This window comes from Brucella pseudogrignonensis (assembly GCF_002252525.1).
GTDB lineage: Bacteria > Pseudomonadota > Alphaproteobacteria > Rhizobiales > Rhizobiaceae > Brucella > Brucella pseudogrignonensis.
The window spans coordinates 124,031-137,104 of sequence record NZ_NNRM01000039.1 but is presented as its reverse complement, the minus strand read 5'-3'; the positions used below and the strand labels follow the sequence as shown (position 1 = coordinate 137,104).

The following is a 13,074-nucleotide window of genomic DNA, read 5'->3' as shown; positions in this document are numbered from 1 at the left end:
CGAAGAAAATCTTTCGCAGATGGAACAGTTGCCGCCCCGACGGGTTCGGGGGATGAAAATGATAACAATAGCAACAATGGGAACCGAGACGCGGGCTTGGGATAAGCCATATAGTTGAGCGGCATGTCCGCGGTTTGACACAGGGAGAAGACAATGAAGGCGTTAACGTGGCACGGTACTGGCGACATACGTTGTGAGGAAGTCGACGATCCGATCATCCAGGATGAGCGCGATGCGATCATCAAGGTGACAAGCTGTGCCATCTGTGGCTCTGACCTGCATCTTTATGGTGGCTTTGTACCAGGGATGCATGCTGGCGACATTATGGGCCACGAAACCATGGGCGAAGTGGTGGAGGTGGGCAGAGGAAATAGCAAGTTGAAAGTAGGCGACCGCATCGTTGTGCCTTTTACGATTTCATGCGGCGCATGTCGAATGTGTAGCAGTGGGCTTTTTTCGCTCTGCGAACGTTCAAATCCGAAAGCTGCCATGCAGGCCAAGCAGATCGGTTATCCAACCGCCGGTCTATTTGGTTACTCCGAACTCTACGGACGTTTTCCAGGTGGGCAGGCGCAGTATCTCCGGGTGCCTTTCGCTGATGTCGGCTCGGTCGTGATACCGGACGCGCTCAGCGATGACCAGGTTCTCTTTTTGTCAGACATTTTTCCAACCGGATATATGGCGGCGGAGAATTGCGACATTCGGCCAGGACAGAGCGTTGCGGTTTTCGGCTGTGGCCCCGTTGGCCTTTTTGCAATTAAGTCGGCCTTCCTCCTGGGTGCGGAGAAAGTAATAGCGATTGACACCATTCCCGAACGGCTCGCCTTGGCCCGGCAGGCAGGGGCTCAGGTGTTGGATTATACAAGTGAAGAGCTTCAGCAGCAGATCATCGATCTGACAAACGGACAGGGCCCGGATGCGGTCATCGAAGCAGTGGGCATGGAAAGTCACGGAGCGGGCGGAGTGATCGAAACCCTCCAATCAAACCTTACCGCCAGTGAACGGCCATATGCCCTAAACCAGGCAATTCTCGCTTGTCGGCCGGGTGGCACAGTGTCGATTCCCGGGGTATTCGTAGGGTCTGCAGTTCCAACGGCACTGGGGGCGGTGGTCGGCAAGGGGCTCACCTTGAAGACAGGACAAACCCATGTGCAGCGCTATCTCGAGCCGTTGTTGCAGTTAATCTTAGAAGGAAAGATCGACCCATCCTTTTTGATCACGGACCGCGTCGGTCTTGAAGACGGCCCCGAGGCCTATAAGAGGTTTCGCGACAAACAGGATGGCTGCATCAAGGTTGTGATGAGACCCAATGGCTGAGCGTTGATAGCGGAAAAGCGGTGGCAACGGCGCCATGATCACCTTTTTGCGGGGTGCTTTCAATCAGCCAACAGCTTTTTGGTGGCCGCCAGAGGAGCTGGTTAGGATTAAACTGATGTTAGCTATCCATCTTGGCCGAGCGGGCGGCGGCGCCATTTCTGCATTGCCGACTCCCGCTCGCTTGTATTGGCATGCAGAGATATCCCGGCCTGACTGGCTTGTGCGCGTAACGCCCTTTTCGGGTGTCCCGCAACGCAAAAGGGGGCCGGTCGGCCCCGCTTCTTTTGGGATACCCATTTGGATAACCATGGGCCATGATCTAGCCGATGCCCTTGCCCCCGGTGGCGCCATAGACTTCACCATTGATGAAGCTTGCTTCCTTGGAGGCCAGAAACACGTAGATCGGTGCCAGTTCAACCGGCTGACCCGGCCGGCCGAAATCGCTGTTCTCACCAAAATGCACCACCTTCTCATCGGGTTGTCCACCAGAAGGCTGCAGCACCGTCCAGACGGGACCCGGTGCAACGGCATTCACACGCACGCCTTTTTTGATGAACTGCTTGGCCAAGGCTTTCGTGTAGGCGACGATACCGGCCTTTGTGGTGGCATAATCAAGCAGGATTTCCGAGGGCTGATAGGCCTGGATTGATGCCGTTGTGATCACTGCGGCACCGGCGGGCAGCAATGGGGCTGCGGTTTGAGCGATCCAATGCAGCGCGTAGAGATTGGTCTTCATGGTTTTGTCGAAATCCGCGCTGGTCAGTTCGGAAATCTCGGCACGGAACTGTTGGCGTCCGGCATTGATAACCAGGATGTCGAGCCCACCGAGCTTGAGCGCAGCCTGAGCGACCATATCGCCGCACCAGGCCTCGTCGCTGATATCACCTGGAAGTGCAACCGCTTTGCGGCCTTCAGCGCTGATCAAGGCGATGACCGACTGGGCGTCCTCTTCTTCCTCCGGGAGATAGGAAATTGCCACATCGGCACCTTCACGCGCAAAGGCGATCGCTGCAGCCCGGCCGATGCCTGAATCGCCGCCGGTGATCAGTGCGCGCCGTCCCTCCAATCGATTGTGACCCTGATAGGATTGTTCACCGTGATCGGGTTCGGGCTGCATCTTTTCGGCAATGCCGGGTCTTGCCTGGCGTTGCTGGGGAAACGGTGGGGCCGGATAAAGGCTACGTGGATCCTGGAGTGTCGGATTATCAGACATTTTCTCTTCCTTTGTGAATGAGGAAGAAATGGAAACTCAATTCGTTTCTTCCAAATAGGAAAAAAGCGGGCTTTCGCCCGCTCTCTCACTTACAAGTAACGACTGCGTTCGCGCTCGACTTCCTCGGGCGTGTAAGGATCGGCATCGGCGTCAAAGCGCTGCCAGCCTTCCTCGGTGTAAAGCTTGCGACGCGTGGCGACATCAACCCTGCTGGTGCCAGCCAGGATAGAATCCGCTTCTGCATAGCGCTCGTCATCGACGCGTGCAGTGACCAGCGAGCCGCCACGACGCACGCTTTCTGCGTAGACATGCGCGTCGTCCTCCGAGACGCCGCTTTCGGTGAGGGCGCCAATCAGGCCGCCCGCCACGCCGCCAACCACGGCACCACCCACAGCGCCGGTCAGAGTGGCTGCGAGCCAACCGGCAGCCACCACGGGACCGACGCCGGGAATGGCCATGATGCCGAGGCCGGCGAGGAGCCCGCCAGCACCGCCGACGGCTGCACCAAGCCCTGCGCCAACACCTGCTCCGGAGCCAGCATTGCTTTCTTTTTCATCATGATGGGAGACGATCGAAATATCGTCGGAAGGAAAGCCCGCGCTTTCCAGACGCGCAACAGCGTCCTGAGCTGCGGAATAGCTATCAAAAAGTCCAGTTACAGTTCGCATATTCTTCTCCCTTGTTCATAAAGCTACTGGTGTGAGGGGATGGGGTTACATCGCCTTCTTGGTGACGTTGCCCTGGTAATCAAGCTGGACATCCAGCTTTTCAGTGCCCTTCATCGCCGAGGCTTCCCAGACGCCATCTTCACGGAGCTTCAAACCGGTAACATCTTTGTAGCCAGCTTCTTCGATACGGCTTTTGGCCTGATCTTCGGTGAAGCTGTTGGCACCCTTGACCGGTGCATCCGGGTTTTTGCTGTCGGGGGTCGAGACGGCTGGTGTTTCCGGTGAAGTGGCACCACTATCCTGAGCAAAGGCAAGAGATGGCGCGACAAGGCAAGCGCCAGCGAGCGCTAAAACGCTGATTTTCATGGTTTTTCTCCACTGATGTAATGTCTACACCTACCGAACTACCGCCCTTGGTTTAAGTTCCAAAAAACTTACAAAGCGACAAAGAATAATTGCCGGGATGGTCCGCATGGGTGGCTGTGGGAACATGTTGCCGTGAAGGCAGTTTCAGATTTGTCTGGTCGCAATGATGAGGTGTTAATTGTGCGTTCCACGTCAACCGTTTTTTCTCCCAAGATCCACCCCGACTTTTTTACAGGCCTGGCGCGCGGTCTGGGCGGCGCGCTGTTGTTTGCACTGCCGATGCTGATGACGATGGAAATGTGGGAGCTCGGTCTTTATGCCAATCCTTTACGGTTGTTGTTGCTCTGCCTGTTGAACATCCCGTTGCTGGTGGGGCTTGCCTATCGGATCGGTTTTGAGCGGATGACCACCTGGACACAGACGCTAAGGGATGCGGCGATCGCCTTGGCGCTCGGCATCGTGTTGAGCGGGATGATCTTCTGGCTGTTTGGTCTGTTGAGCCCCGAATTGCCGTTTGAGCATATGGTTGCGATGATTGCCCTTCAGGCTGTGCCCGCCAGTATTGGTGCCTTGCTTGGTCGAAGCCAACTGGGGATGCGCTCAGAGGAGGATGACGAAGAGCCTGGCGAATATGAGGGAGAAAGCGGCTATTTCAACGAATTGTTCATGATGGTCGTTGGAGCGCTATTTTTGGGATTGAATGTGGCCCCCACCGAGGAGATGATCCTGATTGCCTATAAGATTGTCCCCCTTCAAACTGCGCTGATCCTGCTTTCGTCGATCGCCATCATGCATGGCTTTGTCTATAGCGTCCATTTCAAAGGTGGACATGGGGTGAAGCAAGGAGCGCCGTGGTGGAATTCGCTCATTCGTTTCACGCTGCCCGGCTATGTGCTGGCCTTTGCGACCAGTGCCTATACATTATGGACCTTTGAACGGCTGGATGAAGCCTCTTTTACGCAAATGGTGACAACGATTATTGTGCTGTCGTTTCCGGCAGCAATCGGCGCGGCGTCTGCCCGTCTGGTTTTATGAGGCGGTGACATGAACAAGAGAGCCAACAGCACGAAGTCTGATTCAAAGAGGGCGGAAGTCCATTGGAGTGAGTGGCTTGCAGGCGCGCTATCCGCCCTGCTCATTGTCGCACTGCTCGGCTTTCTGGGATATCAAAGCTATCAGTATCAACCAGACAAAGCTGATTTCCGTGTTGAGGTGACGAATTTTAGCGCGGTCGAAAATGGGTATCGTGTCGCATTCTCTGTATTCAATCTGACACGATCAAGCGCCGCCCAGGTGCGGGTTGTCGGAATTGTGGGCGAACAGCAAGGGGGTGGCGAGCAGGCCGAAGCGACATTTGATTATGTTGCATCGAAGGCCCAGACCAAGGGTGCGCTGTTCTTTGCAAAAGATCCGCGCAATCAAGATCTGAAGCTGCGCGTGGAAAGCTATATTGACCCATGAACCACTTTTGGCGCTTAAGACATCGCTGGCAACTGCTCGGGAGGGTGTCGGCCATCACGTGGCTGCCCGGCAGGCGCGTTGCGCGGAACAGTTCACATTGCTCTGGGACTGAGGAAACGGCGGGCTTTTTGTGAGCGACGCTCCAATGACAGGCATTTGAGAGGCGGCGCAAGAGCACAGAAATAGCGCGAATGGAAGGCGGTGCTGCTTCAGGCTTTCGATCAGCAGGCGGCTGTGGATGGCTCTAAAATCTGAGAGGTGTTGTGAAGCTATCAATTTGATTGGAACAAAGAGGGTTCGACCGGGTTGGGCATTGCAGAAACGAGGAGCGAATAATGACCTACCAACCATTCTTGCGTCCAGCCCATGCGAGTTCACCCCCCCAACCACCGCAACCCAAGCCTGAGATACCCGATATTCCGCCGGCAAGCGTGCCTGAGCAGCAGCCAGATATTTTACCCGAACCGCTTGGTCCTGATATTCCCGATCGCCCGGACCCTGCTCCCGATGTTCCGCAGCCGGTAGAAATTCCGCCAGACCCGATCAATCCAGGATCGCCTGCTCTCCGCGTGCAGATTGGTGGAGCCGAATGCTATCGCGCGGAAGCGGTCAACCGATTAGCTCTTTGATGAGCCACTGATATTTGTATGAATCACGGGTTGCGCAGCAGACTGGGATGGCCTTCACCCGTTTTAAGCCGCAGCTAATTTTCGTTCGCAAATTGTCATGGGTTTTGCGAAGACGGCCCAAAAATGCGCAGTTCGTCTCAGTAGGATTGCTACATCAGAATGCCGGAACACCGGGCAGCAGTTTCGAAAGCTGTACGGGCTCTCCGCGTGCTGTTTTCGTCATGGTTGCACAGCAGGCAAGCTTTGAGGGCATTGCCGAGACTTTCCAGTTCAAAGATTTGCCAATCGTCGAGCAGCATGGCTTCCGCTTCAGCAACGCTTGCAACAGCCTGATGCAAGCCCTCGGATTTCCTGACAATAACGGCATTGTTCCATTGCATGTTTTTTATCCTCTCTCAAACGCGCGTTCACCACGCATCAATCAGTTGTTGTGTTGTCGTCAGTTCCAGTTGTTCTGCCAGTCTCTGGTGACAAAGCGCGAGGATTGCATCATGGCTTGCATCGGATGTGCTGCAGACGGCATCGGTCACCAGAATGACGCGATAGCCGCGATCCACCGCGCCAAGAAGGGTTGCGAGCACGCAGAGATCGGTTTCGGCTCCGGTGACAATCAAAGTGTGGACACGTTTTTTATACAGGAGTTTCTGCAGCAGGCCTTGCGTCCAGGGTGAGTAGACAGCCTTGTCCAGAATCGTTGCCGGCGGGACGAAACGTTGCAAGGGGTCAACAAGATTGAGCAGATCACGATCAAGGCGTTCAAGCGTCACGTTCTGCCATTTATAATAATAGCGTTTCCAGGCGCCGATGGCGTCGTCTGGAGACTGGGGTGGAATAAACCGTGTGAAGATTGTTCGCTCGCCAAAAATCTCGCAAGCTCTGCTAATATTGGGGAGAACCGCCTCCGCCCACGGCACATGCCAGGGCGCGCCGGGCCCAAACAATTTCTGCATATCGATGCAAAGATGCATGCTTCCAGCACGGAGGGTTCCTTTGGTAATCCCGGTTTCAGGCAGCATCTTGATCTCACGCTTTCTCAACAATCAGGCGACCAGTTGGAATGATGGAGGGTTCCTGCGCTCACCGGGCCGCTGGTTCACCCACCAAACTCCGCCAATCCATTTTCGTTCCCGCCTTTTAGAGCGTAGCCGCCGTTAAAGGTTTTGAACCGCAGCAGCTCTCGCTGAAACGCGATAACGATCATTCGTGTACGCTATCGTACGGTGGGTTGCTCTCCCGGAACCAAAGCGCGGTTCACGCCTTAAATCCCAGGCGGGGCAGGGAGAGAGATGATGTTATCACAGCCAGATTTCGAAGATGCGTTGATGCAACTTCTGCCCGCTTTGACCCAGTTTGCGCGATCGTTATGTCGCCAATCCGCCGATGCAGAGGATCTCGTTCAGGAGACCTTGGTCAAAGCCCTGAAAAACCGGGATAAATACCAGCCTTATGGCTCGCTCAAATCGTGGTTGTTCACCATCATGAAGAACAGCTTTTGCAGCCGGATTAAACGCGCGCGTCGCGAAACACCTTTGCTGGATGAAACGGGCCCAACGATCAGCGCTCCGCAGGAAATGGCGATCGAACTGCAGGACGTGGGCCGCGCTTACAGCAAGCTCTCAGCAAGGCATCGCAATGTCATTGATTTGGTAGTCTTCAATGGCTTGAGTTATGAACATGCGGCGACAGAGAGCGGTTGCACAATTGGCACGATAAAAAGCCGTCTGTGTCGGGCCCGCATGCAGCTGGAATCCGATCTGAACACAGCGTCTTAACAGATTGCTTATTCGGGAAGCAGGTCGATTTCATGCGGAGCATTGCCATTTGCGGCGAAGATGTCTGCGCTTTCGTTTGCTGGATTGATCAAACGAACTGCCAGATCACAGATTGTCGAGGCATCACGCAGACCACTTTCATAGAGCCGTAAGATACGCTCCGCCAGAACGGTTTCGTCGAGTTGCGTGCTGGAGAGTTTCAGGGAAGCAAGAGCGACGCAGTTTCTTAGAAAGTCGATCTCATCTGGCGCGTAAATTCTGCTCGCTTCGTTAAACAGGGGCACGGCAATCTCCTCGATGTGATGATCACCGATCGGTGATCTTCGTTCAGCATAGCCTATATCGAGATGCGGTCCTTTTTTGTCCGCTAGCGTACGAAAGCGGCGTTGATGTATGCCAGTGATGATCGGCTGTGGGTGGAACAAAAGCCGGAGGCCTTTGTTTTGCTTTAAGGGCGGCAAGACAAGGCAAAGTAGAAATGACATTTCCCGAGCTGCAAAATATGGAAAATCGGCTGCTGTCTCTGCTTCCTCAAGCCGATTACGATGCGATTGCCGGGCATGCGCGCTATCTCGAACTTCCCCGCGGGCGTATACTGGCGCAAGCCGGCCAGGAAATCGAAACCGTCTATTTTCTAACCGCGGGCATTGGTTCGGTGATCGTGACCACGAAGGAGGGTCACCGCGCAGAAGCTGGGCTGTTTGGACTGGATGGATATGTGCCAACATCCGCCGTCGCAGGTGTCGAGACCAGTTCCTATGATGTCACCATGCAGGTGGCGGGACAGGGCTATGCGGTGGCCTATCGCAGGTTCCGAGAGCAGATGGAGACGAGCCGCAGCTTTGCCAAGGTGATGATCCGCGCGATCGAAGCCTTTTCGGTGCAGCTGGCTTCAACTGCGGTGACGAACGCCATTCACGAGATCAATCAGCGTCTGGCGCGCTGGCTTTTGATGTGTGATGACCGCATTTCAGGCTCAGAAATTGCGCTGACGCACGAGTTTCTCTCCATCATGCTTGCTGTGCGGCGACCCAGTGTCACGACGTCACTTCACGTGCTGGAGGGACTGGGGCTTATTCGCTCGTTGCGAAACAATATTGTGATCCGAGACCGCAAAGCGCTTGAGGCCTATGCCGGTGGTGCCTATGGCTGGGCAGAACAGGAATATCGTCGTCTGATGCAGGATCTGCGCTCAGAAGCAAGCGTCCAGCCAGCGTGAAGCGGGTCGAGCACGCAGTCAAACAGGCTGGCGGCTCATGAGACGTTGGTCGATCCTGCTCTTGGCGCAAAGCGCATCGAGGGAGGTGCAGTTCGATCGGTTGTGAAGAAGCCGACCGGCTGGCGCGGGGCGAAGACAAACCGCGTTCTTCAAGCAACGCTGTAGGTTTGGCGGAGCCCCGGCGAGCAAGGTGCCTGTTATAGAGAGGAAATGCGCGCTTCGCGCAGGCGGGCCGTGATCAAGGCTTTGCACGGTATTTGCGCATATGTGGCGAGGCGGTAGAGGTTTTTCCTCGCTCAAAGCTTTGTGCCGAAGAGTTCATTATATTCCTCCTCAGGCTTGCCATAGGCTTCGCCTGCAAATTCCTCCAATCCCTTTCTGTCGCGAATGGTAATTCGTCCCCGTTCAGAGCGCACCAGTTTCTTTCCCTCCAGCATATGCAGGCTGGTGGTGATGCTTGGGCGCCTGACACCAAGCATAAGCGCGATAAAGTCATGCGTGAGGATGATTTCGTCGCCATCGGTCCTGTCATGGGTCATCAGCAGCCAGCGCGCCAACCGCTCATGAATGGTTAAATTGACATTGGCCCAGACCGTGTAGGAGACCTGCGAGGAAAAGCTGTGAAGGTAACGGGCGAGCAGATTGGCGAACAGGCTGTGGCGCTCAATATGGCGGCGTGCGGCGCGCGCCGTCATCCGGTGGCCGTAGCCGCCGACCTGCATCACAATCTGGTGGATGCTTTTCTGGGCGCCAACGGCAAGCGAAGTTGGGCCAAATCCTTCGCGCCCGACCATGCCGGCTTCAGCAAGTTGACCGCTTGAAGAAACTGTAATGACGGAACCGATACCTCTGCAAAGGAAATAGAGGTAATCGATCGGTTGATCCGCGGTGACGATCACCTGGCCGCGCTCCAGGGTGACGGGCTCAAGAGATGGAATGATTTCGCAAAATATATCGGGGGGCAGGCTGTTGAGTATTCGGTTCTGCAATTGTCTGACGCCGTCCATGTATCCTACTTTGGGCCTGGAACGCGCTCCGCACCACATCGCCCCCTCGATTCTATTCGACGAGGAACAATCTATAACACCCTGATCCGGCGTGGTTTTTCTGTACGATAGCAGACAAACACGTGCCTGCGCCAAAGTCGAAGAGTCGTTTGGGCGGCGTTAAGACAATGTCGCAAGGCAAGCTGCAAGTTGATGAAGGCTTTGCAGCAATGGCTGGCTGCATTTCTTGCTACGACCGCGGTCAGTGCATCAGGGAAGGTTGTCCGAACAATGCGGTGGCGATGGTTGCAAGATCGTCGTCAGCGGCGCTTAACACAAAGCCGGCAAAGCGCTGCCCATTAAGCCCTGGATGGATCGATAACGCGAATATGAAGGGAATATGATGAGTTTCCAGCGCTGAAATAACCGGCAGGACAATTTCCGGTTCGATTCTTACGTCCAGTATGACCGCGTCGACGGTTTCGCTCGCCAGATAAGCGAGGATGCCTTTCGCGCTATCGACGGGTCCCAGAATGGAGGCGCCGAGCGCCATAAGCTTCGTCTTTGCTTCCTCGCTCAGCAGGAAACTTTCCTCGAAGATCAGTAATTTCTTGCCGCGATAAAGATGCGGGGAGCAACGCTTTGATTGAACCATTACAGAGAGTTGGCCATGGTTGATTGCAATTTGCAAGCCACGCGCGAGAAGTTTTCCGCGCCGCAGTCATTTCAACGATCACCCGTCCACGATCATGTGTAACTGGTGGCGAGCGCGATGCAGTCGGCTCTTGACGGTGCCGACAGAGCAGTCACAGAGCTCAGCGGTGCGTTGATAGGACTTGCCTTCAAAAACCACCAGAGCGAGAACCTGCTGATACTTGTCTGACAATGTCTCGAGGGCAAGTTGTACCTCATGCGCTTCGAGTGCGTATTGCTGGGACGGTTTGACCACCATATCCTGCGAAATGCAGTCATTAAGTCCGGGCGCTTCGCGGGTTTGAATCCGAATGCGCGTGCAGAATGTGTTGCGCATGATGGTAAACAACCACGATTTCAGCGGCGCGTAAGGGACGTATTTGCTGCGATTGGCGATTGCTTTGACGAGTGTTTCCTGAACGAGATCCTCGACGTCCTCTCTTTCACGGTAGAATTTACGCGCGAAGGCCCGCAAAGCAGGAATCATGGCGACCAGTTGATCTGGTTCAAGCACGGGGTCGGACGCATTATGATTAGGCGATCTGGATAACATTGGTCCAGCCTTTCCGGGTAAGGCCCGGTTCGGGCAGCGGACGCTGCCCTTTTAACACTATGAATTTTTATGGCTTTGTTGACCGGCCTTGACATGCAGTTCATGGCTGCCGCCAGGTGACGATGACACATTCTGTTTGTTATCGTCGCTTTTGCTGGCGTGTTTGCCGGTGTTTTTGAGACTCTGCTGGCCAGCCTTGACATGTTGTTGGTGGCTACTGCCCGGGTTATGATTTTGTTCCATCGTGATTTCCTCCCCATTTATTCTTGGTGGCTGGAATTTATCGTGGGTGATGGGAGTCTAACCGTGCGGGGAAGGGGATGTTCCGCAAATGCCACTGTAATATAGTTCACGATTAACGCGCGCGCGGCTTTTGCCGCTGCAGATGATCGGCGCTATACGAGGGCTGAGCGACGGGAAAGCCCGTTGGCAACAGCCAAGACATTGTTGAAGAGTTCGTATGCGCTTGCCGACAATGGGTGACGGACGAACGATCAGTTTCCTTTGCCTGTTGCCTGCGATCAGCACGCGGTGCCCTTTGCCTTCAAGTCCGTCATCTTGTCGGGATGGTCGGAAGACCGCGGTGCGCCTATCGCGAGAATGGATCGGAAAAGCCGGCAAGGCTGAGGCAAGAAGCGGTGTTATGATGCACGTGAAGCCTGGATATCATGGGACGCAAGCAGAAGCTGCGTCCTGACAAAGACAGACATCGCTGATCAAACCTCTTATTGACGACCGCTTGCAGAAGGCGGCGTTTGCGACGGTGTGGAGGCTGGCGGCGTTGCGTCATCATCCATGAAACCGCGTCCCGGGTGCATCTGCCCGTAGAATTCGACTGCACCCCAGACAAGCAGGGCGAGGATCAGGCTTGTCAGAAGGACAAGGAGCACGGGCCTGCCTTTGGGACCCTGACGGGCTTTGTCCGGATCAATCTTTTTCATCGCACGAGCCCTCTTGTGCGGCGATCCCGTTCGATCTCTTCGAAGGTCAAGGCTGGCATGGTGCGATCAAAGGTGATCCAGCCCTCCGCCACATAGGCATCGCGGCGCTCGTCGATTTTGACACTGCCCCATTCATCGAGCAGCGCTTCGACCTGGGCGATCTCCGCCTTTGCACAGCGAATGAGCAGCAGCGTGCTTCCGCGACGCAGAGCTTCGCTATAGGTTTCAGCCATTCGCTCAGAAACGTCATTTTGTTGCAGTGTGTTGACGAGGCTTGCGGGCTGCATTGCATTTTGGGTTGAACCGGCCACCCCTACCAGCGCGGCTGTCACCCAGCCGATAGCGGCCACTTCACCAATACCGGGCAAGGTCATAATGCCCAGGGCTTCAAAGGCATGGCTGTCCGGAGGTGGCGACACTGGCGCTGCAGCATCGCTTTGAGACGCGTCCGATGTCCGGGTGGTGGATAGCTTCGCTTCCCGGTTCGCCTGCAATACCATGTTGTTGGTGATCAGGCTTAAATGCTCGGCACCTATACCGCCTTGCCGCAGTGCGGTCATCGCGTCATAGGCCTCGTCAAAGCTGTCGAAAAGTCCGCTCACACAAGCCATTTTGCCTCCCTTTGCAACTATGGGACCGCAAATCGCGGTCCCGCACGGTGTTCCTGACCACCAAACAATGCGACATGCCCGGTCTCTAGCCCGGTCCCTGTCAGGCGGCCTGCGCCGTAGCGTTCGCCGAGGTTTCTGCCAGTGATGTCAGATCCTTGTCCGTCTGACCTTCTTCCTGCAGTGTTGCATCAAGAAGCTTGGCGATATCCTTGTGGCCGAGAGTTTCTGCCCAGCGCTTGAGTGTGCCGTAACGGGTGATCTCATAATGCTCGACTGCCTGGGCGGCAGAGATCAGGCCTGCGTCAAGCGCAACGCTGTCGGAAAATTCCTCCATGATCTCTTCGCCTTCGGCAAGGATCCCCTCGATGGCGTCGCAGGTTTTGCCTTGCGCGCGTTTTCCAAGCAATTCGAAACATTGCTGCAGGCGCTCGACATGGGTTTCGGTCTGATCGCGGTGGGTTTCAAACGCAGCTTTCAGCTTTTCATCGTTGGCCGCGCGCGCCATTTTGGGAAGCGCCTTGAGAATTTTGCGTTCGGCATAGTAGATATCTTTCAAAGTGTCGTAAAACAGATCGTCAAGATTGCGTTGCTTTGCTTTGGCCATTTCCGGCTCCTCCTTTGAATTTCGTGTCGATGCGGCATGCT

Annotated in this window: 20 protein-coding genes; 7 read left to right on the top strand and 13 right to left on the bottom strand. The window is 55.3% G+C overall.

Annotated elements, in window-relative coordinates; all coding sequences use genetic code 11:
* Nucleotides 1-153 precede the first annotated feature (153 nt).
* On the top strand, nucleotides 154-1,317 hold the full coding sequence (locus tag CEV34_RS16835) for a zinc-dependent alcohol dehydrogenase (RefSeq protein WP_094544080.1): 1,164 nt from the start codon (nucleotides 154-156) through the stop codon (nucleotides 1,315-1,317).
* 319 nt (nucleotides 1,318-1,636) lie between these two features.
* Here CEV34_RS16835 and CEV34_RS16830 read toward each other — a convergent pair whose 3' ends face one another.
* The 3 genes from CEV34_RS16830 to CEV34_RS16820 all read right to left on the bottom strand — a co-directional run bounded on the left by CEV34_RS16830 (nucleotide 1,637) and on the right by CEV34_RS16820 (nucleotide 3,564).
* A complete protein-coding gene (locus tag CEV34_RS16830) occupies nucleotides 1,637-2,530 on the bottom strand; it encodes an SDR family oxidoreductase (protein WP_094544079.1) in 894 nt (297 codons plus the stop codon).
* Between the two features lie 89 nt (nucleotides 2,531-2,619).
* Nucleotides 2,620-3,198 carry a general stress protein gene (locus CEV34_RS16825; protein WP_094544078.1) on the bottom strand — a complete coding sequence of 193 codons (579 nt, stop codon included), beginning with the start codon at nucleotides 3,196-3,198 and terminating at the stop codon, nucleotides 2,620-2,622.
* 45 nt (nucleotides 3,199-3,243) lie between these two features.
* Nucleotides 3,244-3,564 carry a hypothetical protein gene (locus tag CEV34_RS16820; protein WP_007881214.1) on the bottom strand — a complete coding sequence of 107 codons (321 nt, stop codon included), beginning with the start codon at nucleotides 3,562-3,564 and terminating at the stop codon, nucleotides 3,244-3,246.
* Nucleotides 3,565-3,741: 177 nt separating this feature from the next.
* Between CEV34_RS16820 and CEV34_RS16815 the strand changes: the two genes are divergently transcribed.
* The 4 genes from CEV34_RS16815 to CEV34_RS16805 all read left to right on the top strand — a co-directional run bounded on the left by CEV34_RS16815 (nucleotide 3,742) and on the right by CEV34_RS16805 (nucleotide 5,654).
* On the top strand, nucleotides 3,742-4,599 hold the full coding sequence (locus tag CEV34_RS16815) for a TIGR02587 family membrane protein (RefSeq protein ID WP_179253582.1): 858 nt from the start codon (nucleotides 3,742-3,744) through the stop codon (nucleotides 4,597-4,599).
* A 9-nt stretch (nucleotides 4,600-4,608) separates the two neighbouring features.
* Nucleotides 4,609-5,025: a TIGR02588 family protein gene (locus CEV34_RS16810; RefSeq protein ID WP_094544076.1), complete on the top strand. Its 417-nt coding sequence runs from the start codon at nucleotides 4,609-4,611 to the stop codon at nucleotides 5,023-5,025.
* Nucleotides 5,015-5,137 (top strand): hypothetical protein, encoded by a 123-nt coding sequence (locus CEV34_RS27560; RefSeq protein WP_268876934.1) that lies wholly within the window; start codon nucleotides 5,015-5,017, stop codon nucleotides 5,135-5,137. Before CEV34_RS16810 ends, CEV34_RS27560 begins: the two co-directional genes overlap by 11 nt.
* Nucleotides 5,138-5,360: 223 nt before the next feature.
* Entirely contained in the window at nucleotides 5,361-5,654 is a 294-nt protein-coding gene (locus CEV34_RS16805; protein WP_143853410.1) for a hypothetical protein, read from the top strand.
* 149 nt (nucleotides 5,655-5,803) lie between these two features.
* On the opposite strand, the gene CEV34_RS16800 is transcribed toward CEV34_RS16805, so the two are convergent.
* On the bottom strand, nucleotides 5,804-6,034 hold the full coding sequence (locus CEV34_RS16800) for a DUF982 domain-containing protein (RefSeq protein ID WP_094544074.1): 231 nt from the start codon (nucleotides 6,032-6,034) through the stop codon (nucleotides 5,804-5,806).
* 27 nt (nucleotides 6,035-6,061) lie between these two features.
* Nucleotides 6,062-6,670, bottom strand: a complete 609-nt coding sequence (locus CEV34_RS16795; protein ID WP_094544073.1) for a cysteine hydrolase family protein — start codon at nucleotides 6,668-6,670, stop codon at nucleotides 6,062-6,064.
* Between the two features lie 303 nt (nucleotides 6,671-6,973).
* Here CEV34_RS16795 and CEV34_RS16790 point away from each other — a divergent pair, with 303 nt between their 5' ends.
* On the top strand, nucleotides 6,974-7,426 hold the full coding sequence (locus tag CEV34_RS16790) for an RNA polymerase sigma factor (RefSeq protein ID WP_328589887.1): 453 nt from the start codon (nucleotides 6,974-6,976) through the stop codon (nucleotides 7,424-7,426).
* Between the two features lie 8 nt (nucleotides 7,427-7,434).
* On the opposite strand, the gene CEV34_RS26775 is transcribed toward CEV34_RS16790, so the two are convergent.
* Nucleotides 7,435-7,710, bottom strand: coding sequence for a hypothetical protein (locus CEV34_RS26775; RefSeq protein ID WP_143853409.1), 276 nt, complete (start codon nucleotides 7,708-7,710; stop codon nucleotides 7,435-7,437).
* Nucleotides 7,711-7,904: 194 nt separating this feature from the next.
* Between CEV34_RS26775 and CEV34_RS16780 the strand changes: the two genes are divergently transcribed.
* Nucleotides 7,905-8,645, top strand: a complete 741-nt coding sequence (locus tag CEV34_RS16780) for a Crp/Fnr family transcriptional regulator (RefSeq protein ID WP_094544070.1) — start codon at nucleotides 7,905-7,907, stop codon at nucleotides 8,643-8,645.
* 296 nt (nucleotides 8,646-8,941) lie between these two features.
* Here CEV34_RS16780 and CEV34_RS16775 read toward each other — a convergent pair whose 3' ends face one another.
* The 7 genes from CEV34_RS16775 to CEV34_RS16745 all read right to left on the bottom strand — a co-directional run bounded on the left by CEV34_RS16775 (nucleotide 8,942) and on the right by CEV34_RS16745 (nucleotide 13,033).
* Nucleotides 8,942-9,787 carry a Crp/Fnr family transcriptional regulator gene (locus CEV34_RS16775; protein WP_235819096.1) on the bottom strand — a complete coding sequence of 282 codons (846 nt, stop codon included), beginning with the start codon at nucleotides 9,785-9,787 and terminating at the stop codon, nucleotides 8,942-8,944.
* 106 nt (nucleotides 9,788-9,893) lie between these two features.
* The gene (locus tag CEV34_RS16770; RefSeq protein ID WP_094544069.1) at nucleotides 9,894-10,322 is read right to left on the bottom strand and encodes a response regulator; all 429 of its coding nucleotides are present in this window, start codon (nucleotides 10,320-10,322) and stop codon (nucleotides 9,894-9,896) included.
* A gap of 42 nt (nucleotides 10,323-10,364) precedes the next feature.
* Nucleotides 10,365-10,877: an RNA polymerase sigma factor gene (locus CEV34_RS16765; RefSeq protein WP_007881199.1), complete on the bottom strand. Its 513-nt coding sequence runs from the start codon at nucleotides 10,875-10,877 to the stop codon at nucleotides 10,365-10,367.
* A gap of 57 nt (nucleotides 10,878-10,934) precedes the next feature.
* Nucleotides 10,935-11,120, bottom strand: a complete 186-nt coding sequence (locus CEV34_RS16760; protein ID WP_094544068.1) for a hypothetical protein — start codon at nucleotides 11,118-11,120, stop codon at nucleotides 10,935-10,937.
* 482 nt (nucleotides 11,121-11,602) lie between these two features.
* The gene (locus CEV34_RS16755; protein WP_007881197.1) at nucleotides 11,603-11,818 is read right to left on the bottom strand and encodes a hypothetical protein; all 216 of its coding nucleotides are present in this window, start codon (nucleotides 11,816-11,818) and stop codon (nucleotides 11,603-11,605) included.
* Complete coding sequence (locus tag CEV34_RS16750; protein ID WP_094544067.1) at nucleotides 11,815-12,429, bottom strand: hypothetical protein; 615 nt, start codon at nucleotides 12,427-12,429, stop codon at nucleotides 11,815-11,817. Before CEV34_RS16750 ends, CEV34_RS16755 begins: the two co-directional genes overlap by 4 nt.
* A gap of 100 nt (nucleotides 12,430-12,529) precedes the next feature.
* The gene (locus CEV34_RS16745) at nucleotides 12,530-13,033 is read right to left on the bottom strand and encodes a YciE/YciF ferroxidase family protein (protein ID WP_094544066.1); all 504 of its coding nucleotides are present in this window, start codon (nucleotides 13,031-13,033) and stop codon (nucleotides 12,530-12,532) included.
* Nucleotides 13,034-13,074: the final 41 nt, after the last annotated feature.

Excerpts from the sequence above, each read along its gene's own strand:
- CEV34_RS16835 (WP_094544080.1), top strand. The coding sequence starts at position 154 with ATGAAGGCGTTAACGTGGCACGGTACTGGCGACATACGTTGTGAGGAA.
- CEV34_RS16830 (WP_094544079.1), bottom strand. The coding sequence starts at position 2,530 with ATGTCTGATAATCCGACACTCCAGGATCCACGTAGCCTTTATCCGGCC.
- CEV34_RS16825 (WP_094544078.1), bottom strand. The coding sequence starts at position 3,198 with ATGCGAACTGTAACTGGACTTTTTGATAGCTATTCCGCAGCTCAGGAC.
- CEV34_RS16820 (WP_007881214.1), bottom strand. The coding sequence starts at position 3,564 with ATGAAAATCAGCGTTTTAGCGCTCGCTGGCGCTTGCCTTGTCGCGCCA.
- CEV34_RS16810 (WP_094544076.1), top strand. The coding sequence starts at position 4,609 with ATGAACAAGAGAGCCAACAGCACGAAGTCTGATTCAAAGAGGGCGGAA.
- CEV34_RS16805 (WP_143853410.1), top strand. The coding sequence starts at position 5,361 with ATGACCTACCAACCATTCTTGCGTCCAGCCCATGCGAGTTCACCCCCC.
- CEV34_RS16800 (WP_094544074.1), bottom strand. The coding sequence starts at position 6,034 with ATGCAATGGAACAATGCCGTTATTGTCAGGAAATCCGAGGGCTTGCAT.
- CEV34_RS16795 (WP_094544073.1), bottom strand. The coding sequence starts at position 6,670 with ATGCTGCCTGAAACCGGGATTACCAAAGGAACCCTCCGTGCTGGAAGC.
- CEV34_RS16780 (WP_094544070.1), top strand. The coding sequence starts at position 7,905 with ATGACATTTCCCGAGCTGCAAAATATGGAAAATCGGCTGCTGTCTCTG.
- CEV34_RS16765 (WP_007881199.1), bottom strand. The coding sequence starts at position 10,877 with ATGTTATCCAGATCGCCTAATCATAATGCGTCCGACCCCGTGCTTGAA.
- CEV34_RS16760 (WP_094544068.1), bottom strand. The coding sequence starts at position 11,120 with ATGGAACAAAATCATAACCCGGGCAGTAGCCACCAACAACATGTCAAG.
- CEV34_RS16755 (WP_007881197.1), bottom strand. The coding sequence starts at position 11,818 with ATGAAAAAGATTGATCCGGACAAAGCCCGTCAGGGTCCCAAAGGCAGG.
- CEV34_RS16750 (WP_094544067.1), bottom strand. The coding sequence starts at position 12,429 with ATGGCTTGTGTGAGCGGACTTTTCGACAGCTTTGACGAGGCCTATGAC.
- CEV34_RS16745 (WP_094544066.1), bottom strand. The coding sequence starts at position 13,033 with ATGGCCAAAGCAAAGCAACGCAATCTTGACGATCTGTTTTACGACACT.